This window comes from Pseudomonas sp. NMS19W (genome assembly GCF_051554255.1).
GTDB lineage: Bacteria > Pseudomonadota > Gammaproteobacteria > Pseudomonadales > Pseudomonadaceae > Aquipseudomonas > Aquipseudomonas kribbensis.
In genome coordinates, this window is sequence record NZ_CP136718.1 from 5194600 (window position 1) to 5221566 (window position 26967).

Below are 26967 nucleotides of genomic sequence, written 5' to 3' on the forward strand. Positions count from 1 at the left end.
GCCGGACTTCCAGAGCAGGCCTGCTGATAATAAACAGCCCTGTCGCCTTTAATTCAAGCAGGGAAAAGAAAAAGGTGGAGAGTCGATCTGTAAGCCGGGTTCTGTCTTGAACAGTCATTCGTCTACGATGGCCATCACTGGACATCTTTAGCAACCTACCCGGTCCCAGCGCGGGCCACGCCTTGGGACCCTATTTGGTCTTGCTCCAAGTGGGGTTTACCTAGCCACGAACTGTTGCCAGACGTGCGGTGCGCTCTTACCGCACCTTTTCACCCTTACCGGCGCCGAAGCGCTTAGGCGGTTATTTTCTGTGGCACTTTCCGTAGGCTCACGCCTCCCAGGCATTACCTGGCACTTCGCCCTATGGAGCCCGGACTTTCCTCCCCCTAATTTTCATAGAGGGCAGCGACTGTCCGATCGACTCTCCGCCGCGCAGGTTAACGGCAGAGCGCCCGAAGAACAAGCGCTAATAGCCCGCAAACCGGTCTGCGCGACGGGTTACGCGTCTTTTTGCTGATCCAGCGCCACCTGATACAGCACGTTTTTGCGCTCACCGGTGATTTGCGCTGCCAAAGCTGCAGCACGCTTGAGCGGCATCTCTTCCAGCAGCAGATTAAGGATGCGCATCGCCTCGCTGCTGACGGCGTCTTCGGACTCCGGCGCAGTCCAGCCAGCCACCACAACAACACACTCGCCGCGTTGCTGATTGCTGTCCGCCTCGACGAATGCCCGCAACTCGGCCAGTGGCAGGCCCTTGAGCGTTTCAAAGGTCTTGGTGATTTCACGGGCGAGCAAGGCCGGGCGATCAGCGCCGAACACGGCTTCCATATCTTGCAAGCACTCGAGAATACGATGTGGCGCCTCGTAGAAAATCAGCGTGCGCGGCTCTTCCTTGATGGCTTCCAGACGCGCCTTGCGACCAACAGCCTTGGCCGGCAGAAAACCTTCGAAGATGAAACGGTCGGATGGCAGACCGGCCGCCGACAACGCAGCAATCAACGCGCACGCCCCCGGCACTGGCACCACATTGATTCCGGCGGCACGCGCCTGACGCACCAAGTGGTAACCCGGATCAGATATCAGCGGCGTACCGGCATCGGAAATCAGTGCCACATTGTCGCCAGCCAACAAACGAGTGATAAAACGACTGCCCTCATCACGCTCGTTGTGTTCATGACAGGCCGCCAGCGGCGTGGAGATGCCAAAGTGCTGCATCAGACGCTGGGAATGGCGCGTGTCTTCGGCGGCAATCAGCGCCACTTCGCGCAGAATCTTCAACGCCCGGGCGCTGATGTCATCCAGGTTGCCGATGGGCGTCGCCACCACATAAAGCGAGCCCGCAGCGGAATTCAAAGCACCTGGAGCAGTCAAAGCGCACACCTCATGATCGGTAAAAGCCGCCATTGTAGCGCGTCACGCGCCCGGCGATGCGCTCGCGGCAGACACGGTTTGTCGCACCATTGTGCGGTCGCGCAACATTTACATCAGCTAAATTGACGGTTTCACACCAGTAACATCGCGCCCCGGCCAGCGCTTGGGTACAATTCGACGCTAATTTGATCGAGTATCAGGAACACTTACATGATCGCTTGCCTGCGGCTGTTCACTGCCCTCTGCCTCGCTGCCTTGCTGGCGGCCTGCGCCAGCTCCCCTTCCTCCAGCCTTGGCGAACTTCCACGGACTCCGGATGCCAGCATCGAGCAACTGCTCGAACAGGCCGCCCAGGCCAAATCGCCGGACAAGGCTGCGCTGCTGCGCCTGAGTGCGGCGGACATGGCTTACCGTCAAGGCAATGCCGGACAGTCCGCGCAAATCCTGCAACAAGTGCCGATGGACCAACTCCAGCCAGGCCAGCAGGCATTCGCCAGCACTTTGTCTGCCGAGCTGGCGATGACCCGCAACCAGCCAAAAGCCGCGCTCGCAGCCTTGAACCATCCAAGCCTGCAGCGCCTGAGCGAAATGTCGATTCCGCTGCAGGTTCGCGCCGGCACCGTTCACGCCCGCGCCCTTGAAGCCGACGGCCAGACACTGGCTGCCGCTCGCGAGCGCATCTTCATCGCGCCGATGCTGGAAGGCGAAGCCGCCAGCAAGAACCACGAAGCGATCTGGACCCTGATTGCGTCGCTGCCGACCGATCAACTGCAACCCAACGGGACCGACGACCTCGCAGGCTGGATGAGCCTGGCCCTGGCCGTGAAAACCGCCGGCACCCTGGAGCAGCAACAGGCTGCCATCGACGACTGGCGCTCGCAGCACCCGAAACACCCGGCCGCGATCAACCTGCCGCTGCCTCTGACCAAACTCAAGGAGCTGGCCAGCCAGCCTCTGAGCAAGATCGCCCTGCTGCTGCCACAGGATGGCCAGTTGGCCTCGGTCGGCAAGGCCCTGCGTGACGGCTTCATGGCTGCGCACTACCAGGCCCAGCAAGCCGGCCAGAAGCCACCAGCCATCGTGTTCTACGACAGCTCGCACCTGACCAACATGGACGAGTTCTACCGCAAGGCCCAGGCCGACGGCGTGCAACTGGTTGTCGGGCCTCTGGAAAAGCCACTGGTCAAACAGCTGAGCACCCGCCCGCAACTGCCGATCACCACTCTCGCGCTGAACTACAGCGAAGGCGACCAAGGCCCGGCGCAACTGTTCCAGTTCGGCCTCGCCGCTGAAGACGAAGCCCGCGAAGTGTCCCGCCGCGCCCGTGCCGACGGCCTGCACCGCGCCGCAATCATGGTGCCGAAAGGCGAATGGGGCGACCGCGTCCTGCGCGCATTCAGCCAGGACTGGCAAGCCAACGGCGGCAGCATTGTCGCCACCGAGCGCGTCGATCAGCCTGTGCAACTGGCCCAGCAGATCGCCGACATGTTCCAGTTGCGCCAGAGCGAGGCCCGCGCCAAGAGCCTGCAGAATGCTGCCGGCACCAACGTCGCCGCCCAGCCTTCGCGTCGCCAGGACATCGAGTTCATTTTCCTCGCCGCAACTCCGCAGCAGGCGCAGCAGATCAAACCGACCCTGAACTTCCAGTACGCCGGTGACGTTCCGGTCTACGCCACTTCCCACGTGTTCAGCGCCAGCGGCGACGTCAACCAGTACAACGACATGAACGGTGTGCGCTTCTGCGAAACCCCGTGGCTGCTGGATGCCAACGATCCACTGCGCAAACAGGTCACCGCACAATGGCCACAAGCCTCCGGCAGTCTTGGTCGCTTGTATGCAATGGGCGCCGATGCCTACCGTCTGGCCCCACGCCTTAGCCAGCTGAAAACCCTGCCGGACAGCCGCATCGAAGGTCTGTCGGGCAGCCTGGGCATGACCCAGAGCCAACGCGTCGTACGTCAGCTGCCATGGGCCCAGTTTGTCAGCGGCCAGATCCAGCGTCTGCCGGACACCCCACGCTGATGCCCGACAGGTCACACTTGCAAAGCGGCAAGGATGCCGAGCGCCAGGCGCTCGAGCATCTGCAACACCAAGGTCTGCGCCTGCTGGCGCAGAACTGGTCATGTAAACGCGGCGAGCTTGATCTGGTCATGCTTGATGGCGATACAGTAGTATTCGTCGAAGTACGTTACCGAAAGAACACTCAATGGGGTGGAGCGCTCGACAGTATCGACGGGCGCAAACGGCAGAAACTGATTTTCGCCGCACAGTATTTTCTTCAGCGCGAGTCGCGTTGGGCCAATTCCCCCTGCCGCTTCGACGTGGTGGCCATCGACAGCCACCAGGGTCAGCTGAACTGGTTGCAGAATGCGTTCGACAGTTGAGCGCCTGCGCCGACCTGGACATTTTCACTCAACACTTTTGCTCTTTGCTTTGCGGGCTGCACATTCACGTGCCGGACAGCCGCGCTAATTAAGGTCACACAGATGGACATGCAATCCCGAATTCGCCAGCTTTTTCAGGCCAGTATCGACACCAAGCAACAGGCGATGGACGTACTTGCACCGCACATCGAGCAAGCCAGCCAGGTAATGGTCAACGCCCTGCTCAACGAAGGGAAAATGCTCTCGTGCGGCAACGGCGGCTCGGCCGGCGATGCCCAGCACTTTTCCTCGGAACTGCTCAACCGTTTCGAGCGCGAGCGCCCGAGCCTGCCGGCCATCGCCCTGACCACCGACAGCTCGACCATCACCTCGATCGCCAACGATTACAGCTACAACGAAGTGTTCTCCAAGCAGATCCGTGCACTCGGTCAGCCAGGCGATGTGTTGCTGGCGATTTCGACCAGCGGTAACTCGGCGAATATTATTCAGGCGATCCAGGCCGCACATGATCGCGAAATGATTGTCGTAGCTTTGACCGGACGTGATGGCGGCGGCATGGCGTCACTGCTGCTGCCCGAGGACGTCGAGATTCGCGTACCGGCCAACGTCACCGCACGTATTCAGGAAGTCCACTTGCTGGCGATCCATTGCCTTTGTGATCTGATCGACAGCCAACTGTTCGGGAGTGAAGAATGACCCCTAATCGCCTTGGCCTTCTGGCCTTGACCCTGTGCCTCGGCATTACTGGCTGCACCTCCGTGGTGAATGCCAGCCGCGAAGCACCGATCGAAGACGATCGCGGCACCCGCACCTTCGGCAGCAAGATTGACGATTCATTGATCGAAACCAAAGTCGGCGTCAACGTGGCCAAAGCCGATCCGGCCCTGGACAACGACTCGCACATCGTCGTGACCAGTTTCAACGGCGTCGTACTGCTGGCAGGACAGACTCCGCGCGAAGACCTCAAGGCCAAGGCCGAGCAGGCTGCCGCCAACGTGCAACGCGTGAAGAAGGTGCACAACGAGTTGCAAGTCATTGCGCCTTCGAGCTTCCTCGCCCGCCAGAACGACTCCTGGCTGACGACCAAGATCAAAACCCAGATGCTCACCGACGCCAGCATCCCCGGCTCGCGCATCAAAGTCGTGACCGAGAACGGCATCGTCTACCTGCTCGGCCTGCTGACCAAGCAGGAAGCAGCCCAGGCCACCAATCTGGTCCAGGGTGTGTCCGGCGTGCAGAAGATCGTGAAACTGTTCGAGTACATCGACTGAGCCGCAAAACGCAGGAACAAAAAAGGCGATCCGGTTGGATCGCCTTTTTTTACTTCACCACTTTCAGGCTTGGCCGACCGCTTGGGCGCGGCGGCTCGCTGTCCGGTGGCGGAATATCGTCATCCTGCTCGATCTCGTCTTCGTCATCCATCGGCGACTCCAGATCGAACACCATGCCCTGACCGTTCTCCCGGGCGTAGATGCCCAGAATCGCAGCAATCGGCACGTACAGGCTGTGCGGAACACCACCGAAGCGACCTTCGAAGGTCACCACGTCGTTGTCCATGTGCAAATGGCGCACGGCACTCGGTGAAATATTCAGGACGATTTGCCCGTCACTGGCAAAACCCTGTGGTACCTGCACTGCCGGGTACTCGGAATTGACCAGCATGTGCGGGGTGCAATCGTTATCCACAATCCACTCGTAGAGCGCGCGGACCAGATAAGGTCGACTGGAGTTCATAGCGGCTCCTTAAGCCTTAGCGCATGTCGCGTTCGACACCAGACAGACTCGCCTGGAAAGCCTCACGCGCAAATTGACGCTCCATATAATCAAGCAGCGGCTTGGCCGGCCGCGGCAGTTCTATACCCAGAATCGGCAAACGCCAGAGTATTGGCAATAGGCAGCAATCCACCAGACTTTGTTCCTCACTGAGGAAAAACGGCTTGTCGGCGAACAGCGGCGACACGCCCGTCAGGCTTTCACGCAACTCCTTGCGCGCCACGACACGCGCAGCTTCCTTGGTGCGCGAATCCAGAATCAGATCCACCAGACCACACCAGTCACGCTGGATGCGATGCATCAACAGACGACTGTTGGCACGCGCCACCGGGTACACAGGCATCAATGGCGGATGCGGGTAACGCTCATCCAGATATTCCATCACCACGGTCGACTCCCACAACGCCAGGTCACGATCGACCAACGTCGGGAGACTCCCGTAAGGGTTCACCTCAATCAGTTTAGGCGGCTGACGACCAGCCTCCACAAAAATGATTTCGGCGCTGACACCCTTCTCTGCAAGCACGATGCGCACTCGGTGGGAATAGTGGTCGGCGGGGTCGGAGTAACAGGCCAACCGATTGGTCACGCCCATGGCGATCCTCCTCGCTTGTTGAAATAGTCGGAGCCGGAAAAACGCGCGCGCCCAGAGGGCGCCTCCCGCAGTACCTGGCTGACCAGGTCTTGCGTTTTCAGAGGCGCCCTTGGGCGCGCGCGATTAACAGCAATTGCTTGAAGCGTTATCAGTGCACGTCTTTCCAGTATTCACGCTTGAGCAGGTAGGCGAACACAAAGAAGAACGCCAGGTACAGCAAGACGTAAGTACCGATGCGCTGATGTTGCAGCTTAACCGGGTTAGCCGAGTAAGCCAGGAAGGTTACCAGATTCTTGACCTTCTCATCGAACTGCTCTTCGTTCAGGGTGCCGGTTTTCGGCACGATGGTCAGTTGATCGCAGGCTTCATGAGTCAGAGGCGTACCGGTCAGCGGATCGTACTGCTTCTTGCCATCCTCGACGATCTGCACCTGTTTGCACCCCACGACCTGGCGACCTTGCAGGCCAACCAGCACGTTGGGCATGCCGACGTTCGGGAAGACCTTGTTGTTCACGCCCCATGGACGCGCCGGATCTTCATAGAACGAACGCAGATAACCATACAGCCAGTCGGTGCCACGAACACGGGCCACCAGGGTCAGGTCCGGCGGAGCTGCACCGAACCAGGTCTTGGCGTCGGCCGGTTGCATGCCGATGTTCATGTGATCGCCGATCTTGGCACCGGTGAACACCAGTTTCTCCAGCATCATTTCGTGCGGAACACCGAGGTCATCGGCAACACGCTCGTAACGCTGGAACTTGGCACTGTGGCAGCCCATGCAATAGTTGGCGAAGGTACGCGCGCCATCCTGCAGAGCGGCCTTGTCGGAAACGTCGATGTCGACTTTTTCCAGTTCCGGACCACCGTGTTCCGCTGCAAAGGACAGCACTGGCAGGGCAGCAAAAATCAGAGCAAAAAATAACTTTTTCATCAGCCAGTCACCCTTTCCGGAACCGGTTTGGTCTTCTCGAGCCTGGTGTAGAACGGCATCAGAATGAAGTAGGCGAAGTACAGGAAGGTGCAGATCTGCGACACCAGCGTGCGTTCCGGCGTCGGGGCCAGAACACCCAGAATGCCAAGGATCACGAAGGAAATGCAGAACACCACCAGCCAGATTTTGCTCATCCAACCCTTGTATCGCATCGATTTGACCGGGCTACGATCAAGCCATGGCAGCACGAACAGCAAGGCAATCGAAGCACCCATGGCGATAACGCCCATGAGTTTGTCCGGGATCGCACGCAAGATCGCGTAGAACGGCGTGAAGTACCAGACCGGCGCAATGTGCTCTGGCGTCTTGAACGGGTTGGCTTGCTCGAAGTTTGGTTTTTCGAGGAAGTAGCCGCCCATTTCCGGGAAGAAGAACACGATGAAGCAGAAGATGAACAGGAAGACCACCACACCGACGATGTCTTTCACGGTGTAGTACGGGTGGAAAGCGATGCCATCCAGCGGGACACCGTTTTCGTCCTTGTGCTTCTTGATGTCCACGCCGTCCGGGTTGTTCGAACCGACTTCGTGCAACGCCAGGATGTGCAACACCACCAGACCGAGAATCACGATCGGCAGGGCCACTACGTGCAGGGCGAAGAAGCGGTTCAGGGTGATTCCGGAAATCAGGTAGTCACCACGAATCCACTGGGTCAGGTCGTTGCCGATGACCGGAATCGCGCCGAACAGCGAGATGATCACCTGGGCGCCCCAATAGGACATCTGACCCCAAGGCAGCAGGTAACCCATGAAGGCCTCGGCCATCAGCGCCAGGTAGATCAGCATGCCGAACACCCACACCAGTTCACGTGGTTTCTGGTACGAACCGTAGAGCAGGCCACGGAACATGTGCAGATAGACCACGATGAAGAACGCCGAAGCGCCGGTGGAGTGGAGCAAACGCAGGATCGAGCCGTACTCGACGTCGCGCATGATGTATTCGACGGAGGCGAACGCCTCTTCCGCCGACGGGGTGTAGCTCATGGTCAGCCAGACACCGGTGACGATCTGATTGACCAGAACGAGCAGTGCAAGCGAGCCGAAGAAGTAGAAGAAGTTAAAGTTTTTTGGTGCGTAATACTTGCTGAGATGGTCTTCCCACATTTTGGTGGCGGGGAAGCGCGCATCAACCCAATCCATGAACTTGCTCATCACGCTTTCTCCGTATCGACGCCAATGACAATCAGGTCATCGGTCTCATAGGAATGCGGGGGTACTGGCAGGTTCAAAGGCGCAGGTTGCGACTTGTAGACGCGGCCAGCCAGATCGTAGTGGGAACCGTGGCAAGGGCAGAAATAGCCGCCTACCCAGTCTTTGCCCAGATCCGCGGGTGCCACTTCGGGACGGAAGGTCGGTGAGCAACCCAGGTGAGTGCAGATCCCGATCAGCAGCAGGATTTCCGGCTTGATCGAACGCACTTCAGGGTCGACATAGGTGGGTTGCGTGGAGTTTTTGGAGGTCGGATCGGAGAGCTGGCCCTCGATCTTCTTGAGATTCCCCAGGATTTCCGCAGTACGGCGAACAATGAATACCGGCTGGCCGCGCCATTCAGCAATCATCTGCTGTCCGGGCTCGATCTTGCTGACATTCACTTTCACCGGTGCGCCGGCAGCCTTCGCCTTGGCACTGGGAAACCATGACCCCACGAACGGGACCGCAGCCCCCACCGCTCCTGCAGCACCCACCACGGATGTGGCCGCTACCAAGAAGCGACGCCGGCCTGCATTCACGCCGTCATTGCTCATTCAGTCCTCTCCCATCAGCTTTGTGGCCTGTTAAATCAGGCATCTACTAAATATGAAACAATGTACTTATAAAAATTTTGCCGAATGGTAATGAAAACCCCCAATTCTGACAAGGTAATTACCCGGAGGGCTGGCCCTCAAGCCTTGTAGTATAGGGGGTCTACGAATGTGGCAAGTTGTCACAGCGCAATTATTCGAGAAATCGCACGCATAAAAAAACGCCCGGTTCCGTGAGGAATCGGGCGTTCTTTTTGAACGTGGAAGCGGAATTAACGCTTCGAGTACTGCGGACGCTTACGCGCTTTACGCAGACCAACTTTCTTACGTTCAACTTCACGGGCGTCGCGGGTAACGAAGCCAGCTTTGCGCAGAGCGCTACGCAGGGTTTCGTCGTAGTCCATCAGAGCGCGAGTGATACCGTGGCGGATTGCGCCAGCCTGACCACTTACACCACCGCCGATCACGGTGACGTAGATGTCGAATTTCTCGACAGTCTCGGTCAGTTCCAGCGGCTGACGAACTACCATGCGGGCAGTTTCGCGGCCGAAGAACGAATCCAGCGAACGGTTGTTGATGGAGATGTTACCAGTGCCCGGACGCAGGAAAACGCGTGCGGTTGCGGTCTTGCGACGGCCAGTGCCGTAATTTTGAGTCGCCGACATAATGAACTATTCCGTTAAATCTTCAGTTCTTGGGGCTGCTGAGCAGTATGAGGGTGTGCAGCGCCCGCATAGACTTTCAGCTTACGGTACATGTCGCGACCCAGCGGGTTCTTAGGCAGCATGCCTTTAACCGCGGTCTCGATCACGCGCTCAGGGGCCTTGGCGATCAGTTTTTCAAAGTTGATCGACTTGATACCGCCCGGGAAACCGGAGTGGGAGTAGTACATTTTGTCAGTGGTTTTAGCACCGGTTACACGAACTTGCTCGGCGTTGATCACGACGATGTAGTCGCCGGTGTCAACGTGAGGAGTGTACTCAGGCTTGTGCTTGCCACGCAGACGGCTCGCGATTTCGGTGGCCAGACGACCCAGGGTCTGACCAGCAGCGTCGACGACAAACCAGTCGCGCTTTACTGTTTCCGGTTTAGCAGTAAAAGTTTTCATTCTTTATAGCCTCAGGGGCCGCCTGTAAATAAGACGGCGGATCTTACTGAATAGTGCGTACTTTGACAAGTCAAAGGCAGCCGGATACAGACGCTTTCGGGGGCTCGGGTCGGCGCGTCCGTTCAACGGCAAGATTCTTCGGCGGCGGGGCATCACTTCCACTGCAGAAAGAGGTCGGCAATTATGCAGATTGCGAAAAAAATTTCAACCTGCTTTTATGCTTGTTTTGCCCAAGGAGCACCCGATGGACTATCGCCAGCTAGGCCGTACCGACCTGAACGTGAGTGCAATCTGCCTCGGCACCATGACCTGGGGCGAGCAAAACACTGAAGCTGAAGCCTTCGCCCAGATCGAGCGGGCCAAGGGCGCCGGGATCAATTTCATCGACACCGCCGAGATGTACCCGGTGCCGCCGAAAGCCGAAACCTATGCCACCACCGAGCGCTATATCGGCAATTATTTCAAGAGCCGCGGCGACCGCGCCGACTGGATCCTCGCCAGCAAGATCGCCGGCCCCGGCAACACCATCGATTACATCCGCGACAAAAACCTGCGCCACAACCGCCAGCACATCACCGAAGCCGTGGACGCCAGCCTCAAGCGCCTGCAGACCGACTACATCGACCTGTATCAACTGCACTGGCCGGAGCGCAGCACCAACTTTTTCGGACAGCTGGGCTACAAACACAAGATCGAAGCCAACCTCACCCCGCTCGAAGACACCCTCGAAGCGCTCGATGAGCAAGTGAAGGCCGGCAAGATCCGCCACATCGGTCTGTCCAATGAAACCCCGTGGGGCACCATGCGCTTTCTGGCCCTGGCCGAAGCCCGTGGCTGGCCGCGTGCGGTATCGATCCAGAACCCGTACAACCTGCTCAACCGCAGCTTCGAAGTCGGCCTGGCGGAAATCGCCATTCGCGAACAGTGCGGCCTGCTCGCCTATTCGCCGCTGGCATTCGGCTTCCTGTCGGGCAAGTACGAAGGTGGCGCCCGTCCGCCAAAAGGTCGTCTGAGCCTCTACAGCCGCTTCAGCCGCTATTTCAACGCGCAATCGGAAGCAGCGTGCAGCCGTTACGTGGCACTCGCCCGGGAACATGGCCTGGATCCGGCGCAAATGGCGCTGGCCTTCGTCAATCAGCAACCGTTCGTCACCAGCAACATCATCGGGGCGACGACGCTGGAGCAACTGGACAGCAACATTGCCAGTTTCTATCTGAATCTTTCAGACGAAGTGCTTGAAGGGATTGAAGCGATTCACAAGGATCATCCGAACCCGGCACCTTGAACCGGCACTAAAAGCCGCGCTCCCACGCACAAGCGTGGGAGCGCCCGGGTCATAGCGACCGCGCAATAATCTCTTTCATGATTTCGTTGGTGCCGGCATAGATCCGCTGCACCCGCGCATCCGCCCACGCCCGGGCCACCGGGTACTCCCACATGAAGCCGTAGCCGCCATGCAACTGCACGCACTCGTCGAGCACCTTGCATTGCAGGTCGGTGCCCCAGTATTTGGCCATTGCCGCCGTCGGCACATCCAGCTTGCCCTGAAGATGCAGTTCCAGACAACGATCGACGAACACGCGGCCGATCTGAATCTCGGTGGCCATTTCCGCCAGTTTGAAGCGGGTGTTCTGGAAGTCGGCGATCGCCTTGCCGAACGCCTTGCGGTCACGGGTGTAATCCAGCGTCCATTGCAGTGCCGCCTCGGCTGAAGCCAACCCGCCAATCGCCACCGTCAGACGCTCCTGCGGCAGTTCCTGCATCAGATAGGCAAACCCGGCGCCGGCCTGGCCCAACAGGTTTTCCTTCGGCACTCGCACGTCCTGGAAGAACAATTCCGACGTGTCCTGAGCCTTCATTCCGACCTTCTCCAGGCGCTTGCCCTTGTCGAAGCCCGGCGTGTTCGCCTCTACCAGAAACAGACTGGTGCCCTTCGCACCCGCCTTCGGATCGGTCTTGGCCACGACGATCACCAGATCAGCCAGAAAACCGTTGGTGATGAAAGTCTTCGAGCCGTTGGTCACATATTCGTCGCCATCCAGCACCGCCGTGGTCTTGACACCTTGCAGGTCGGAACCGGCACCCGGCTCGGTCATGGCGATGGCGCTGACCATCTCGCCGGACACCAGTTTCGGCAGGTATTTCTGCTTCAGCGCCTCGCTGCCGTAATGCAGGATGTACGGCGCAACAATGTCCGAATGCAGCGAGAAACCGATGCCGGTCAGACCCAGTCGGCCTACTTCTTCAATCACTACGGCGCTGTACAGGAAGTCCGCCCCCAGCCCGCCGTATTCCTCAGGCAGATGCGAGCAGAGCATCCCCGCCTCCCCTGCCTTGTTCCAGAGTTTACGGTCGATGTAGCCTTGTTTTTCCCATTGTCCATGGAACGGCACCGCCTCTTTCTCAAGGAAAGTCCGCACGCTGTCGCGGAACAATTCGTGCTCGGAGCTGAACAGGGTTCTGGGAATCATGCGTCACCTTTCGTTCTTGTTGGAGGGATCAGACCTTCAGAGACTAAGCCGCACACCCGTTACAGGACACTGGACACATCCGACAAAAAATAAGACGATCCAGCCGTCTGGTGACCACTTTCCCTTATAAAAACAAAAGTTGAATTATGTCCAAGCAAGCCTCCACGCCCTTGCGGCGCGTCAGCATCCTGGCGATCGACCGGGTTTTCGCTTCCACCCTCATGCAAGCCAAGGATTTCTTCCATCTGGCCAGCCTGCGTTACGGCAAACAACTGGGCCACGGCCTGACTCCGGCGTTCGAAACCCGCCTGGTCAGCCCCGACGGCAAACCGGTGAACAGTTTCAGTGACGTGGTCATGCCGGTGGACGGCGGCCTGGAAAACGCCGACGTCATCATCCTCCCGGCCTTCTGGGATGACTTCGACACGCTCTGTCAACGTTATCCACAGGTGCTGCCATGGCTGCGTGAACAGCACGCCCGTGGCGCCGTGCTCTGCGGCGAGGCCACCGGGGTGTTCTGGCTGGCCGAGGCCGGCCTGCTCAACGGTAAGGAAGCGACCACCTACTGGCGCTTCTTCAATGCCTTCGCCGAGCGCTTCCCCAAGGTCTATCTCAATCAGGACAAGCACCTGACCGACGCCGACAACCTGTACTGCGCCGGCGGCACCACCTCGGCCTGCGACCTCTATATCTATCTGATCGAACGCTTCTGCGGTGCCAATGTGGCGCAAGCCGTGGCCCGCGACATTCTTTATGAAGTGCAGCGCAGTTACTCACCAGGGCGCATCGGTTTCGGCGGGCAGAAGCTGCACCAGGACGTGATCATCCTGCAGATCCAGCACTGGCTCGAAGAGCATTTCGCCGACAAGTTCCGCTTCGAGGACGTGGCCCGCGAGCACGGCATGAGCATCCGCAACTTCATGCGCCGCTTCCAGACCGCCACCGGCGACAAGCCGCTGCACTATCTGCAACGGCTGCGCATCGAGACCGCCAAAGGCTTGCTCTCCGGCAGCCGCAAAAGCATCAAGACCATCAGCTACGAAGTCGGCTACGACGATGCGAGCTTTTTCGCACGCCTGTTCCGCCAGCACACCGAACTGTCGCCGAACCAGTATCGACAGCAGTTCCAGCAAGCGGCCTGACAATTCGACCAGACACAAAAAAGGGCCTGCATCTGCAGGCCCTTTTTGTTTGCCGAATCCGCTTAAGGCTTGTGTGCCCGGGACAGGAATTCGTGGGATTGCATCTCCAGCAGACGGCTGAGGGTCCGCTGGAACTCGAACGTCAGGCGCCCGCCGGTGTACAGGTCTTTCAACTCGACTTCGGCAGAAATGATCAGCTTGACGTTGCGGTCGTAGAACTCGTCGACCATGTTGATGAAGCGACGGGCGATGTCGTCAGTGGTGACGCTCATCTGCTCCACACCACTGAGCAGCACGGCGTGGAAAATCTTGCCCAGTTCGATGTAGTCGTTCTGGCTACGCGGGCCGTCGCACAGTTCGCGGAAGTCGAACCACGCCACGTCATCGCAAGTACGCAGGGCGCGGATTTCGCGGTTCTCGATGATCAGCACATCGTTTTCCACGGCAGCCGTGCATTCCGGCGTCAGCGCACGGAAACTCTTGCGCAGGCTTTCGTGAGCGGCTTCGTCGAGCGGGAAGTGGAACAGCTCTGCCTGCTCAAGGTGACGCAGACGGTAATCGACGCCGCTGTCGACGTTGACGATTTCGGTGTTCTGTTTGATCAGCGCGATGGCCGGCAGGAAGCGCGCGCGTTGCAGGCCATCCTTGTACAGACCGTCGGGGACGATGTTCGAGGTGGCGACCAGGGTTACGCCGTTCTTGAACAGTTCTTCCATCAACGTGCCGAGGATCATGGCGTCGGTGATGTCGGAAACGAAGAATTCATCGAAGCAGATGACCCGCGATTCAGTCGCAAAACGCTTGGCGATGATGGTCAGCGGGTTTTTCTCGCCGCCGAGGGTTTTCATCTCTTCGTGCACGCGCTTCATGAAGCGGTGGAAGTGGGTACGGGTCTTTTCCTTGAATGGCAGGGCTTCGAAGAAGGTGTCCACCAGGTACGTCTTGCCGCGACCCACGCCGCCCCAGAAGTACAGGCCCTTGACCGGCGTCTGATCCTTTTTGCCAAACAGCTTGCCCAGCAAACCCGGCTTGTTCTGCTCGGCCGCGATCAGATCATCGTACAGGCGTTGCAAGTGACGCACGGCAGTTTCCTGCGCCGCATCATGGAAGAAGTCCGGGCGTTTCAGATCAGCTTGATATCGTTCTAGGGGCGTCATAATTCGTTAGCAAGGCAACAAAAACGGGCCGTCACTGTAGCGATGGCCCGTGGGAATGGCAATCGGCCCTTGGTCGGGCCGGCCCGTTGATTATTCCTGAACCGGTGTCAGAGCGATCCGCAAGGCCTCGACGGCCGCATCCCGCGCTGCAGCGTCGGCGAACGCCGGGCTGTCACCGACACACTGGCCTTCCAGCCAGACGCTGAAGCTCAGGTCTTCGCTGCGTACATCCAGCGCCTGACCCGATTGCAGTTGCTTGGTCACCTGGCCGGCAGTCTTGCCGTCAGCGAAGTTGCGCGACAGCAGCAATTGCTCGCCATCGGCGGCCAGCAGACGGAAACGGAAGCTGCCGTCGTCTTCGCGGAAGCTCACGAAGCGCGCGGCTTTCGCGGCTTTCTTCTTGGTGGTCGCGGCCACCTGAACCTGATTGACGAAGGAGCGCAGGCCGACCGCTTCTCGCAACTCGTTGAGGAACGGCGTCGCCACCGCACGGGCCTTCTTGGCGCCGTGTTGCAGGATGTCTTCCAGATCCGCCGGACGCTCGATCAGCTGGTGATAACGCTCGCGGGACTCGCCCAGCTCGTTGTCGAGCAACTGGAACAGACGGTTCTTCGCCTCACCCCAGCCCAGACCGCCCAGCAGCTCGCTGCGGAACTCATCGGCCTGCGCCGGCGTGGCGAACGCCTGGAACAGGGTGAACAGGTGCGAGTTGTCCGGATCCTTCGCTTCGCCCGGCGCACGGGAGTCGGTAACGATCCGCGAGATCGCGTCCTTCATGTCCTTGGCGCTGGTGAACAACGGGATGGTGTTGTCGTAGCTCTTGGACATCTTGCGACCGTCCAGGCCCGGCAACGTGGCGACACTTTCCTCGATCAGTGCTTCGGGCATGGTGAAGAACTCCTTGCCCTGGCCAAACAGGTGGTTGAAGCGCTGACCGATATCGCGAGCCATTTCCACGTGCTGGATCTGGTCGCGACCGACCGGCACCTTGTGCGCGTTGAACATCAGAATGTCCGCCGCCATCAGCACCGGGTAGCTGTACAGGCCCATGGTGATGCCGGCATCCGGGTCTTCGCCGGTCTCGACGTTCTTGTCCACCGAAGCCTTGTAGGCGTGGGCGCGGTTGAGCAGGCCCTTGGCGGCGACACAGGTCAGCAGCCAGGTCAGCTCGGGGATTTCCGGAATGTCGGACTGGCGATAGAACGTCACACGATCCACATCCAGGCCACCGGCCAGCCAGGTCGCGGCGATTTCCAGACGCGAGCGCTGGATGCGCAGCGGGTCATCGCACTTGATCAGGGCGTGGTAGTCGGCCAGGAAGTAGAACGAATCAGCGTTCGTGTCACGGCTGGCGACGATCGCCGGGCGGATGGCACCGGCGTAGTTGCCCAGGTGCGGGGTGCCGGTGGTGGTGATGCCGGTGAGGATGCGGGTACGGTTCGTCATGGGTAATCGCTTGTCAGACTGCAATCAATTCGAAAGACGCGGCAGGATCAGATCCTTGAGATCGGTCAGCTTGCCATGAAAAAAGTGTCCGCATTCTGCCACTTTCAGCAGCTCATGGGGGCGCTGGAGTTTGTCGGACCATTCGTAGACCAGTTGCGGATCGATCACTTCATCGGTTTCCGGCTGGATCACGGTCAGTTCGCCCCGTTGCGGCAACTGATCCTGATCACCCAGGCGCATGACCGCAGGCGCGACCATGAACAGATGCTTGAGCGCCACGCCTTGTGCTTCAAGACGACCGCCGAGACTTGCTGCAACAAATCCACCGAAGGAGAAACCGAACAGCGTCAACGGCAGATTCGGGTGTTTTTCCCGTAGCCAAGCGGCGGCGGCCTGGGCGTCATCGACTTCACCGCTGCCCATGTCATGGGAGCCTTCGCTGGCACCGACGCCACGGTAGTTGAAACGCAGGGTGATCAGGCCCGCGTCGCGCGCGGTGCGCTGCAGGGTCGAGACGACCTTGTTGAGCATGGTGCCGCCCTGCACCGGGTTGGGATGGCAGATCAGCGCGATGCCGCGTGGCTGCTCGTTGTCCAGGTACAGGGATTCAAGTTGACCCACCGGGCCATCAATCACTACAGGGGTTTCACGCATCAGCAAGGAAGGAACTCCGTGACCTCGAATCGGGTCGACTCGTCTAGCAAATTGTCTGTGCCAATCTATTGCGAGTGAATCGCGGTATACAGCGCAGGTTCGAGCCGTTAACGTAAAGCAAAGCCGTTTATAGAGGAAGGACTCGTGGAACACTCGCTCTTAGTTTGGTTGTTACCGACTCTTGCCCTGGTTGTGGGTGTCGCCATTGGTTTCCTGATCGCCCGCGTTGCGCCGAATGCCGCGCCCAGCCGCACACAGCGTCAACTGGACGACATTCAGGAACGTTTCGACAGTTATCAGAATGAAGTGGTGACCCACTTCAACAGCACCGCCAATCTGGTCAAGAAACTGACCCAGAGCTACCAGGAAGTACAGGACCATCTCGCCGAGGGCGCCAACCGTCTGGCCCTGGACGAACAGACCCGTCAGCGTCTGCTGGCCTCCCTGCACTCCGAAGCGGTTCAGGCTCCGCGGGAGCGCCTGACGCCACCGCACAGCCAGGAGCCACCGCGTGACTACGCGCCGAAGACTCCGAACTCGCCTGGCATGCTGGATGAGCATTACGGTCTGAAGAAGTAATCAGCCTTCGCACCAACAAAAAGCCCCCGGACAATCACTTGTCCGGGGGCTTTTTTGTACCTGACGGTTACGGATACTGCTGAACCGTACCCGGCTGCTGTTGCTGCTGACCACCGTACTGCTGACCCGGGATTGCCTTCAGGTTGACTTCAACGCGGCGGTTCTGCGCCCGGCCATTGACGTCACCGTTGCTGGCAACAGGATTATCCGGGCCGGCACCACGGGCCGACAGGTTGGCACCGCTGACGCCTTGCGAAGTCAGGTAAGTCGCCACGCTCTGCGCACGACGCTGGGACAGGTCCATGTTGTGCTGGCGGCTGCCGGTGCTGTCGGTGTAGCCGACGATTTCGATCTGGTTCTGGTTGAACTCCCTGAGCGAGCCCGCCAGGTTGTTCAGCGGTTGATAGAAGCTTGGCGCGATATTCGCCGAATCGGTGGCGAAGGTGATGTTGCCCGGCATGATCAGTTTGATCTGGTCACCCTGACGCTGCACCTCGACACCGGTGTTGGCCATGCTGGCGCGCAGTTTCTTCTCTTGCTGGTCGGCGTAGTAACCATAACCGGCAGCAGAAGCACCGACGACGGCAGCGCCGATCAAGGCGCCCTTGCCGCGGTTGTTGTGGTCGATGGCAGCACCGGCCAGCGCACCGGCCAGTGCACCGAGGCCGCCGTACTTGGCGGTTTTGCTCATGCCCTGGGAGCCACCGTCGGCCTGACCCTGATTGTCATACGGGTTGGGCGAGGCGCAGCCGGACAGTACGGCTACGGCAGTAGCGACAATAATCAAACGACGCGTGGTGAACATGGAGAGCTCCTACTTTTTTGCATTCTGTGGTGCAACGGCCGTTTGGCAATGGACCTTTGCGGGCGTTGGATCATGACAATGCACAAAAATTCCGCCGGGCACTCGTGACAAAATGTTTAGGCGCGCACGAACGGATTTTCCCGCATTTCATCGCCCAGACGCGTGTCCGGGCCATGTCCGGCCACAACGGTCGCGTCTTCGTCCAATGTGTACAGCCGCTGCTTGATCGATCGCACGATGGTCGCCTGATCGCCGCCCCACAAATCCGTGCGCCCTACTCCGCGCCGGAACAACGTGTCACCGGCAATCAACAGCTTAGCCTCGGAAAACCAAAAGCTCATGGAACCGGGTGTATGCCCCGGCGTGTGCAGCGCCACGCCGCAGCCACAGGCCAGTTCTTCATCGTCGCTCAGCCAGCGATCCGGCGAAGGGACCGGGGTGTAAGGCACGCCGAACATCTGGCATTGCATCTCGAGGTTGTCCCACAGGAACTGGTCCTCCTTGTGCAAATGCAGGGTCGCGCCGGTTTTCTCCTTCATCTGCCCCGAAGCGAGAAAATGATCGAGGTGCGCATGGGTGTGGATGATGCTGACCACTTTAAGACCCAGCGCATCGAGGCGCGCCATGATCAGGTCGGGATTGCCGCCCGGGTCGACGACGATGGCTTTTTTCGTGATCGGATCGCCGATGATGGTGCAGTTGCACTGCAACGGGCCGACCGGAAAGGTTTCGCGGACAATGGCGGGACTTGGAACAGACATGAAATGGATCCTGGACAGACAACGTTGACGTTCGCCTCAGGATTCTACTGCACTCGCCGATACAGATCGCCGGGTCAGTTAATTGGCGCCACTAATCAGAAAGTAGTGGCCAGATGATGTCAAACATCCTTGTTCTCGTGCAAAATCCAACCTTGTAGCGGCCGCATTTCGGGAAGGGCCGCAGCCCACCTCAGGAATCACGCATGCCACGCCCTACTGGTTACACAGACACCACATTCGCCAAGCTGACTGGGGTCGCCCCTGTCGACAGCCTCATTTCCGGCTATAAATGGGAAAGCACCCAATGGTACAACCCGGGTGCGGTGACCAGTCTGACGTACAGTTTCATTGTCCCTGGCGTATCGGTGTTTGCTCCGAACTACAGCGCTGACAACGAACCGAAGGCAGCCTATGCACTGACCGACGCCCAGCAACAGGCGGTGATGAGCGCGCTGGATAGCTGGTCAGCCGTAGCCAATCTCACGTTCCAGTTGACAGGCGAATCTTCGACCAGCGTAGGCGATCTGCGTTTCGGCGGTTATGCGCTCCTCGACAGCGATGCGGCTGCCTGGGCCTACACTCCTTCCCTGAAACCCAATGGTGGCGATGTCTGGATCGGGCCGAACACCAGTCAGCCTACTCCGAACAAAGGCACTTACGATTTCATGACATTCGTTCATGAAATCGGTCATGCACTAGGCCTAAAGCACTCGTTCGCGCCATCGGCCTACAACAGCATCACGCTCGACCCATCGCTCGATGACGCCGCCTTCACGGTCATGAGCTACAACAACAGCTACTCCTATCTGCCTACCACGCCCATGGTACTGGACATCCTGGCGATCCAGAGCCTGTATGGCGCAAACACGAAGTGGATGACCGGCGACAACGTTTATTCCTGGGCCCCGACGCAGTCAGTGTTTGAAACCATCTGGGATGCCGGAGGTATCGATACGATAGATGCCAGCAACCAACTGGCGGCCGTCAGCATCAACCTAAACGAAGGCCAATACAGCAAGATTGGCCAAGCCTTTACCGATCAGGCAGGCAACTCGTTCAATCAGGGACTGGCGATTGCCTACGGCGCGAAGATCGAAAACGCCTATGGCTCGGCGTTCAATGACACGCTGATCGGCAATGCGCTGGACAACACCCTCAATGGTGGTGCAGGCGCGGATACCCTGATCGGCGGTGCCGGCAACGACAGCTATGTCATCGACAACGTCGGGGATGTGATCATTGAGGAAGGTCCGGCCGCCAGCGATGTCGACTCGGTCTACTCGTACATCGATTACACGCTGGGCGCCAATCTCGAGAACCTCAATCTGGTCGGCAATGCAGTCAACGCCACCGGCAACTCGCTGAACAACACCCTCAGGGGTACCGACGGCAATAACGTTCTGGACGGGGGCGCGGGAGCCGACGTCATGATCGGTGGCTTGGGCAACGATACTTACATTGTCGACAACAGCGCCGATGTCATTATTGAGACCAGCACCCTGGTCAACGAGATCGACACTGTCCGGGCGTCGGCGAACTTCACCCTCAGTGCCAACCTGGAGAATCTCTACCTGACCGGCACCGGAAATATCTACGGTATCGGTAACGCCCAGAACAACCTGCTGGTCGGCAATGACGGCAATAATCAGCTGGTCGGCGGCGCGGGCCTGGACACCATGATCGGCGGCAAGGGCAATGACGCCTATGGCGTCGATCAGGTCGGCGAACTGGCTCTCATCCAGGAGTTCGCCAACGAAGGCACTGATCTGCTGGTGATCGAGTACAACGCAAGCGCGCAAAATAACGTCATCGACCTGAACCAGGCCAGTCTGCTCAACATCGAGGACGTTGCCATCACCGGCGCCGGTGGTTTCACTGTCTACGGCAACGCATTGAACAACACCCTGACCGGCAACAGCGGCGACAACACACTCAACGGTGGTGCAGGCGCGGACATCATGATTGGCGGCGCCGGCAACGACAGCTACGTCGTCGACAACATCGGTGACGTGGTCATCGAACAAGGCCCTTTGGCCAGCGAAATCGACTCGGTTTACTCGTACATCGATTACACCCTGGGTGCCAATCTCGAAAACCTCAACCTGGTCGGCGGCGCCCTCAACGCCACCGGCAACTCGCTCAACAACATCCTCAGAGGTAACGACAACGACAACCGCCTGATTGGCGGAGCCGGCCTCGACACCATGATCGGCGGCAAAGGCAACGACACCTATGGCCTGGATCAGGCAGGCGAGCTGGCCCTCGTCCAAGAGCTGGCCAACGAAGGTAACGACACCCTGTTGATCGGCTACAACGCCACCGCACAAACCAATATCGTCGACCTGAATCTCGGCAACCTGCAATACGTCGAGAACGTCCAGTTGACCGGCTCCGGCGGCTTCACCGTTTATGGCAATGCGCTGAGCAATACCCTGATCGGCAACAGCGATGACAACACCCTCAACGGTGGTGCTGGCGCGGACACCCTGATCGGGGGTGCCGGCAACGACAGCTACGTGATCGACAACATCGGGGATGTGGTCATTGAGGAAGGCCCGTCGGCCAGCGATGTCGACTCGGTCTACTCGTATATCGATTACACGCTGGGCGCCAATCTCGAGAACCTCAATCTGGTCGGCAATGCCATCAAGGCCACCGGCAACTCGCTGAACAACATTCTCAGGGGAACCGACGGCAATAACGTGCTGGACGGCGGCGCAGGGGCCGACCTGATGATCGGCGGTTTGGGCAACGATACCTACATCGTCGACAATGTGGGCGACGTCATCAGTGAAACCAACCGCCTACAAGGTGGAATCGACACAGTCCGCGCCTCGGTCAGCTACAGCCTTAGTGCCAATCTGGAAAATCTCACCCTGACCGGAACAGGCAACATCTACGGTATTGGCAACGATCAGGACAACATCATCATCGGCAATGACGGAAACAACCAACTGGTTGGCGGCGCCGGGGTCGATACTCTGATCGGCGGCAAAGGCGATGACGCCTATGGTATCGATGACGAGCGTGAGCTGGATCTCGTCCAGGAACTGGCCAATGAAGGTACAGACATGCTGGTGATCGAATACAAGGCATTCAGCGTACTGGGCAGTACCATCGACCTGAACCGTACCAGTCTGCAAAACATTGAAAACGTTGCCTTGACCGGATCCGGCTTTTTCACCGTTTATGGCAATGCGCTGAACAATACGCTGGTCGGCAACAGTGATGACAACACTCTCAACGGTGGCGCTGGTGCGGACATCATGCAGGGTGGAGCAGGCAACGACAGCTATGTTGTCGATAACGTCGGCGACGTAGTGATCGAAGACAGTGCATCGGCCACCGAAATCGATTCGGTTTACTCCTATATCGACTACACGTTAGGCGCCAACCTCGAGAACCTCAATCTGGTCGGCGGTGCCATCAGGGCCACGGGCAACTCGCTCAACAACATTCTCAGAGGTACCGACGGCAACAACATACTGGACGGCGGTGCGGGAGCCGACATCATGATCGGCGGTGCAGGCGACGATACCTACATTGTCGATAACATCGGCGACGTGGTGACTGAAAACTACCGGTGGGACGGCACCGATACGGTACGTGCGTCGGTGAATTACACCCTGGGCCAGTGGGTGGAAAATCTAACCCTGACCGGTAACGGCAACATTTACGCCATTGGCAACGAACAGAACAATGTGCTCATCGGCAACGACGGCGACAACCAACTGGTCGGCGGCGCGGGCCTGGACACCATGATCGGCGGCAAGGGCAATGACGCCTACGGCATCGATCAGGTCGGCGAACTGGCTCTCATCCAGGAGTTCGCCAACGAAGGTACTGATCTGTTGGTGATCGAGTACGACTCCAGTGCACGAAGCAATGTCATCGACCTGAACCAAGCCAGTCTGCTCAACATCGAGGACGTTGCCATCACCGGCGCCGGTGGTTTCACTGTCTACGGCAACGCATTGAACAACACCCTGACCGGCAACAGCGGCGACAACACACTCAACGGTGGTGCAGGCGCGGACATCATGATTGGCGGCGCCGGCAACGACAGCTACGTCGTCGACAACATCGGTGACGTGGTCATCGAACAAGGCCCTTTGGCCAGCGAAATCGACTCGGTTTACTCGTACATCGATTACACCCTGGGTGCCAATCTCGAAAACCTCAACCTGGTCGGCGGCGCCCTCAACGCCACCGGCAACTCGCTCAACAACATCCTCAGAGGTAACGACAACGACAACCGCCTGATTGGCGGAGCCGGCCTGGACACCATGATCGGCGGTAAGGGCAACGACACCTATGGCCTGGATCAGGCAGGTGAGTTGGCCCTCGTTCAGGAAAAGGCCAACGAAGGTAACGACACCCTGTTGATCGGCTACAACGCCACCGCACAAACCAATATCGTCGACCTGAATCTCGGTAACCTGCAATACGTCGAGAACGTCCAGTTGACCGGCTCCGGCGGCTTCACCGTTTATGGCAATGCGCTGAGCAATACCCTGATCGGCAACAGCGATGACAACACCCTCAACGGTGGTGCTGGCGCGGACACCCTGATCGGGGGTGCCGGCAACGACAGCTACGTGATCGACAACATCGGGGATGTGGTCATTGAGGAAGGCCCGTCGGCCAGCGATGTCGACTCGGTCTACTCGTATATCGATTACACGCTGGGCGCCAATCTCGAGAACCTCAATCTGGTCGGCAATGCCATCAAGGCCACCGGCAACTCGCTGAACAACATTCTCAGAGGCAATGCCGGCAACAACATCCTGGACGGCGGTGCGGGTGCGGATGTGCTCTTCGGCGATGCCGGAGCGGACACCTTCGTTTTCCGAGCGGTCAACGAAATGGGTATCGGCGCCAACCGCGACATCATCACCGACTTCAACAGCCTGCAAGGTGACAAGATCGACCTGACGAAATTCGACGCCAACCTGCTGACTGCCGGCGTCAATGGATTCACCTTCATCGGTGGCGCCGACTTCACGGGGGCAGGCCAGTTGCGTTTCGTCGACCATATATTGTCGGGCAACGTCAGTGGCAACGCCGGTGCGGACTTCGAAATTCAGCTGGTCGGTGTCAACAGTTTCAGCGCCAACGATCTGGTGGCCTGACGCCCCCCCGCTGATCCGGTCGGCAATACAGGTCTGGAACATAAACCCAAAACGCCCCGACTGGTTCGGGGCGTTTTTCATTGGCCGACGGTTATCGCGATCAGCTCAACACGCCCAGCTCCTTGGCCCGAGCCACCGCCTGCGTGCGCCGCTCGACCCCGAGCTTGCTGTTGATATGACTGGCATGGGTTTTCACGGTATGCAGCGAAATGAACAGTTGCTCGCTGATTTCCTGATTCGAGCAGCCCTGGGCAATCAGACGCAGGACTGCCAGTTCCCGGCTGCTCAACTGCTCGGCGGTCGAAGGATCCTGCGTCGCGCGCGGTGCAGCCGGCGGGAAATGCTCCAGCAACTGCTGACCTACCAGACCCGATGCAGTCAGGGACAATTGCCCGCGCAGCCAGTCGGCGTGGTCTTTGACCAGAATGTCGAATGGCTGCAACACCCCGCCACTGGCGGCTTCAATTGCCTGAACGAAAGCTTTGCGGGCCTCAGGCTCTCGACAGCTCGCCAGTAATAACGCCACTTTTTGCGTCAACGCCATCACGCTGAGCAACTGCCGTCCGGTTTGTTGACCGTTTTCAAGCAACACATTCAGTCGCCCTTCGGCGAGCATGGGTTGCCCCTGAATGACGTCCAGCAACGCCTGTTGAAGTTCGACATGCAACGGCAACTGCGGATGAAACTCCGGCGGTGCCGCTGCGCGCTCACCGGTGTAGGTCTGCCCCAACCGTGCCAGCCAGGCTTCGGCCAGGTCAATCCGCCCCTGTGCCAGCCACAACTCGCATTTGACCAGCGTAATCATCGCCAGATAGTAGATCGGCGGAACGTCCCAGATGTGCATCAGACGCTCGGCTTCCGCCAGTTCGGCAAATGCCCGGGCGTAATCACCGCTACTGCCGTCGAGCCGGGCAATCACACAGTGGCCGATCAACACGCTGATATCGCGACAGGCCCGCGCCTCACTCAGACCGGCCTGCAATCGTGCACGTGCCACATCAGGCTGCAAGCGCATGGCCAGCAGAAAACCTTCATACAGCGTCAGCCGAGCACGCACTGCATACAGACGCTGGGCCGACAACCCGCGCAAACGCTCAAGGCCCTGATGCACTTCATCGAGAGCGCGCACGATTTCCCCACGCGCCTGCAATACCCGGGCACGGTCGTAATGTGCCAGCGCTTCGAACAATGGATTGCCGACCCGCTGCGCCAGCTCAAGGGACTCGCGGTTCAAGCCCCGTGCACGCCACAGATCGCCATCGGCGATCGCCAGGTTGGACAGCGTCGACAGACACATCAGACGCTGGCCGTAACGTTTGGCCGGAAGGCTCTCCAGTGCTTCGCTGCAATACTCGATGGTCTGCTCGCGATGCCCCCGCCCTCGGGCGATGATGCCCTTGAGCGCCAGCCATTGGGCCAACATCGATTTCTGTGCGGTGGCCGAGGGTGCTGGCAGGAATCGGCTCAGGTGACTGGCAAGTTCTTCCGCCGCGTCCAGCTGACAGGCCAGTCCCAACGCCCAGCTGTACAACACGATCAGGCGCGGGGTGCTGATCAGCAAGCTGTCGGGCAAGTCCATCTTCCAGCGCAGCAGCATGCCGACGTTCTGCTCGGCGAGCAGTTGCTCTTCGGACAGGTTCTGCACCAGGTTGGCAGCCACGTCCAGATGCCCTGCCCGCAACGCCTGCTCGACAGCTTCGTCCAACAGCCCCTGTGCATTGAACCAGCGACAGGCGCGCAAGTGCAGTGTGGCAGCCGGGACGATCGCCCGGGCAATCGGCCGGCTGCGCAACAAGTCGGAAAACAGATGGTGATAGCGATACCAGTGCCCATGTTCGTCCAGCGGCACCAGAAACACCTGATGCGCCAACAGGAAGCGCAGAATCTCGGCACTGTCGTGAGACTCGCGCACCGCATCGCATAACTCGCTGCAAAAACGTTCCTGAGGCGCGGTGTCGTAGAGAAACGCCTGCACTTCGGCCGGCAGGCAGTCGATGACCTCTTCCAACAGGTAATCGCGGATCAGCCCTTCCCCGCCATTCAGTGCTTGAGGCAATGCCACATCACTGCCTGCCTCGGCAGCGGCCAGCAACCAGAAACGCAGCCCGGCGACCCAGCCCTCACTTCGATGGATCAGGTTCTCAAGGGCTTCACCGCGCAGCGAGCTGCTGTGCCGATCGAGCAACGCCAGCGCTTCGTCGTGGGTCAGGCGCAGATCCTGTTCATGCAGTTCCAGCAACTGTCGCGACAGCCGCAGACGAGCGAGATGCCAGTCCGGCCGTTGGCGACTGGTCACCATCACCAACAGGCCATCGGGTAGATGATTGAGGAAAAACTGCAGGCAACGGTCAAGGACCGGCCCTTGGGCGAGGTGGTAATCGTCCAGTACCAATAACAGCGGCGAGGTCGGCTGCAGGTGCAGTGCCAGCTCATCGAGCAGGCCATCGAGCCATTCTTCGAAGGCGAAAGGCTGATGACGCTGGCGCATTTTCAACAGGCCGAGTGCGCGGCTGCCCAGTTGCGGAAAGTAATCCTGCAGGCCTTCAAGCAGACGCTCGAGAAAGCGCCCCGGGTCGCTGTCCCGGGCGCTCAGCCCCAGCCACAGACTTTGCCAATGCCCCGGCAGACTTTGACAAAACTCCACGGCCAGCGAACTTTTGCCAAACCCGGCCGGGGCGCAGACCAGCAACAGACGTCCACCGAGCCCGGCTTGCAGTCGCTCGCAAAGTCGTGGCCGCAATACGTATCCGTCAGGCAGCGGGGGACGAAAGAAACGTCCGTCCAGTGCCGCGACGGCAACGCTTGCAGGACCCGGAAGTGGGGACAGATCAGTCATGGCCGGCTCTTGTTCGAATGG

The 26967-nt window shown here is 59.2% G+C and carries 23 protein-coding genes and 1 other RNA gene; 8 read left to right on the forward strand and 16 right to left on the reverse strand.

The window, feature by feature from the left end; all coding sequences use genetic code 11:
* Positions 1–74 precede the first annotated feature (74 nt).
* Positions 75–425: RNase P RNA component class A (rnpB, locus tag R1A29_RS23740), an RNA gene on the reverse strand.
* A gap of 73 nt (positions 426–498) precedes the next feature.
* Entirely contained in the window at positions 499–1404 is a 906-nt protein-coding gene (gene rsmI / locus R1A29_RS23745) for a 16S rRNA (cytidine(1402)-2'-O)-methyltransferase (RefSeq protein WP_119427680.1), read from the reverse strand.
* 177 nt (positions 1405–1581) lie between these two features.
* Here rsmI and R1A29_RS23750 point away from each other — a divergent pair, with 177 nt between their 5' ends.
* The 4 genes from R1A29_RS23750 (at position 1582) to R1A29_RS23765 (ending at position 5026) form a co-directional block, all read left to right on the forward strand.
* Entirely contained in the window at positions 1582–3393 is a 1812-nt protein-coding gene (locus R1A29_RS23750; RefSeq protein ID WP_438299750.1) for a penicillin-binding protein activator, read from the forward strand.
* Positions 3393–3755: a YraN family protein gene (locus tag R1A29_RS23755; RefSeq protein ID WP_179693784.1), complete on the forward strand. Its 363-nt coding sequence runs from the start codon at positions 3393–3395 to the stop codon at positions 3753–3755. The genes R1A29_RS23750 and R1A29_RS23755 overlap by 1 nt, the downstream gene beginning before the upstream one ends.
* Before the next feature lie 102 nt (positions 3756–3857).
* On the forward strand, positions 3858–4451 hold the full coding sequence (locus R1A29_RS23760; RefSeq protein WP_007928463.1) for a phosphoheptose isomerase: 594 nt from the start codon (positions 3858–3860) through the stop codon (positions 4449–4451).
* Positions 4448–5026: a BON domain-containing protein gene (locus R1A29_RS23765; RefSeq protein ID WP_438299751.1), complete on the forward strand. Its 579-nt coding sequence runs from the start codon at positions 4448–4450 to the stop codon at positions 5024–5026. Before R1A29_RS23760 ends, R1A29_RS23765 begins: the two co-directional genes overlap by 4 nt.
* Before the next feature lie 49 nt (positions 5027–5075).
* On the opposite strand, the gene R1A29_RS23770 is transcribed toward R1A29_RS23765, so the two are convergent.
* From R1A29_RS23770 to rplM, 7 genes are all read right to left on the reverse strand, one after another.
* Positions 5076–5489, reverse strand: coding sequence for a ClpXP protease specificity-enhancing factor (locus tag R1A29_RS23770; RefSeq protein ID WP_065261496.1), 414 nt, complete (start codon positions 5487–5489; stop codon positions 5076–5078).
* A 16-nt stretch (positions 5490–5505) separates the two neighbouring features.
* Positions 5506–6123, reverse strand: coding sequence for a glutathione S-transferase N-terminal domain-containing protein (locus R1A29_RS23775; protein WP_085709342.1), 618 nt, complete (start codon positions 6121–6123; stop codon positions 5506–5508).
* Between the two features lie 148 nt (positions 6124–6271).
* Positions 6272–7054, reverse strand: a complete 783-nt coding sequence (locus R1A29_RS23780; protein ID WP_064383969.1) for a cytochrome c1 — start codon at positions 7052–7054, stop codon at positions 6272–6274.
* Positions 7054–8265 (reverse strand): cytochrome b, encoded by a 1212-nt coding sequence (locus R1A29_RS23785; RefSeq protein WP_414872581.1) that lies wholly within the window; start codon positions 8263–8265, stop codon positions 7054–7056. Before R1A29_RS23785 ends, R1A29_RS23780 begins: the two co-directional genes overlap by 1 nt.
* A complete protein-coding gene (petA, locus tag R1A29_RS23790; protein ID WP_003228055.1) occupies positions 8265–8858 on the reverse strand; it encodes a ubiquinol-cytochrome c reductase iron-sulfur subunit in 594 nt (197 codons plus the stop codon). Before petA ends, R1A29_RS23785 begins: the two co-directional genes overlap by 1 nt.
* Positions 8859–9127: 269 nt before the next feature.
* A complete protein-coding gene (gene rpsI, locus R1A29_RS23795) occupies positions 9128–9520 on the reverse strand; it encodes a 30S ribosomal protein S9 (RefSeq protein ID WP_007961615.1) in 393 nt (130 codons plus the stop codon).
* Positions 9521–9534: 14 nt separating this feature from the next.
* Positions 9535–9963 (reverse strand): 50S ribosomal protein L13, encoded by a 429-nt coding sequence (gene rplM / locus R1A29_RS23800; protein WP_007928449.1) that lies wholly within the window; start codon positions 9961–9963, stop codon positions 9535–9537.
* 244 nt (positions 9964–10207) lie between these two features.
* On the opposite strand from rplM, the gene R1A29_RS23805 reads away from it, so the two are divergent.
* Positions 10208–11248, forward strand: coding sequence for an NADP(H)-dependent aldo-keto reductase (locus tag R1A29_RS23805; RefSeq protein ID WP_085709340.1), 1041 nt, complete (start codon positions 10208–10210; stop codon positions 11246–11248).
* A 49-nt stretch (positions 11249–11297) separates the two neighbouring features.
* Here R1A29_RS23805 and R1A29_RS23810 read toward each other — a convergent pair whose 3' ends face one another.
* A complete protein-coding gene (locus R1A29_RS23810) occupies positions 11298–12434 on the reverse strand; it encodes an acyl-CoA dehydrogenase family protein (protein WP_438299752.1) in 1137 nt (378 codons plus the stop codon).
* Between the two features lie 245 nt (positions 12435–12679).
* Here R1A29_RS23810 and R1A29_RS23815 point away from each other — a divergent pair, with 245 nt between their 5' ends.
* Positions 12680–13576, forward strand: a complete 897-nt coding sequence (locus R1A29_RS23815) for a GlxA family transcriptional regulator (RefSeq protein WP_170931599.1) — start codon at positions 12680–12682, stop codon at positions 13574–13576.
* 62 nt (positions 13577–13638) lie between these two features.
* Here R1A29_RS23815 and zapE read toward each other — a convergent pair whose 3' ends face one another.
* From zapE to R1A29_RS23830, 3 genes are all read right to left on the reverse strand, one after another.
* Positions 13639–14733, reverse strand: coding sequence for a cell division protein ZapE (zapE, locus tag R1A29_RS23820; protein ID WP_085606932.1), 1095 nt, complete (start codon positions 14731–14733; stop codon positions 13639–13641).
* 90 nt (positions 14734–14823) lie between these two features.
* The gene (locus R1A29_RS23825; protein WP_438299753.1) at positions 14824–16179 is read right to left on the reverse strand and encodes a tryptophan--tRNA ligase; all 1356 of its coding nucleotides are present in this window, start codon (positions 16177–16179) and stop codon (positions 14824–14826) included.
* Between the two features lie 24 nt (positions 16180–16203).
* Positions 16204–16833, reverse strand: a complete 630-nt coding sequence (locus tag R1A29_RS23830) for an alpha/beta hydrolase (protein WP_438302086.1) — start codon at positions 16831–16833, stop codon at positions 16204–16206.
* Positions 16834–16977: 144 nt separating this feature from the next.
* Here R1A29_RS23830 and R1A29_RS23835 point away from each other — a divergent pair, with 144 nt between their 5' ends.
* Complete coding sequence (locus tag R1A29_RS23835; RefSeq protein ID WP_085709336.1) at positions 16978–17412, forward strand: YhcB family protein; 435 nt, start codon at positions 16978–16980, stop codon at positions 17410–17412.
* Between the two features lie 67 nt (positions 17413–17479).
* On the opposite strand, the gene R1A29_RS23840 is transcribed toward R1A29_RS23835, so the two are convergent.
* Both R1A29_RS23840 and R1A29_RS23845 read right to left on the reverse strand, forming a co-directional pair.
* The gene (locus tag R1A29_RS23840; protein ID WP_085709335.1) at positions 17480–18217 is read right to left on the reverse strand and encodes an OmpA family protein; all 738 of its coding nucleotides are present in this window, start codon (positions 18215–18217) and stop codon (positions 17480–17482) included.
* 116 nt (positions 18218–18333) lie between these two features.
* Positions 18334–18978: an MBL fold metallo-hydrolase gene (locus tag R1A29_RS23845; protein WP_438299754.1), complete on the reverse strand. Its 645-nt coding sequence runs from the start codon at positions 18976–18978 to the stop codon at positions 18334–18336.
* 203 nt (positions 18979–19181) lie between these two features.
* Between R1A29_RS23845 and R1A29_RS23850 the strand changes: the two genes are divergently transcribed.
* Positions 19182–24110, forward strand: a complete 4929-nt coding sequence (locus R1A29_RS23850) for a M10 family metallopeptidase C-terminal domain-containing protein (protein WP_438299755.1) — start codon at positions 19182–19184, stop codon at positions 24108–24110.
* Positions 24111–24210: 100 nt separating this feature from the next.
* Here R1A29_RS23850 and R1A29_RS23855 read toward each other — a convergent pair whose 3' ends face one another.
* Complete coding sequence (locus R1A29_RS23855) at positions 24211–26946, reverse strand: LuxR C-terminal-related transcriptional regulator (protein ID WP_438299756.1); 2736 nt, start codon at positions 26944–26946, stop codon at positions 24211–24213.
* Positions 26947–26967 lie beyond the last annotated feature (21 nt).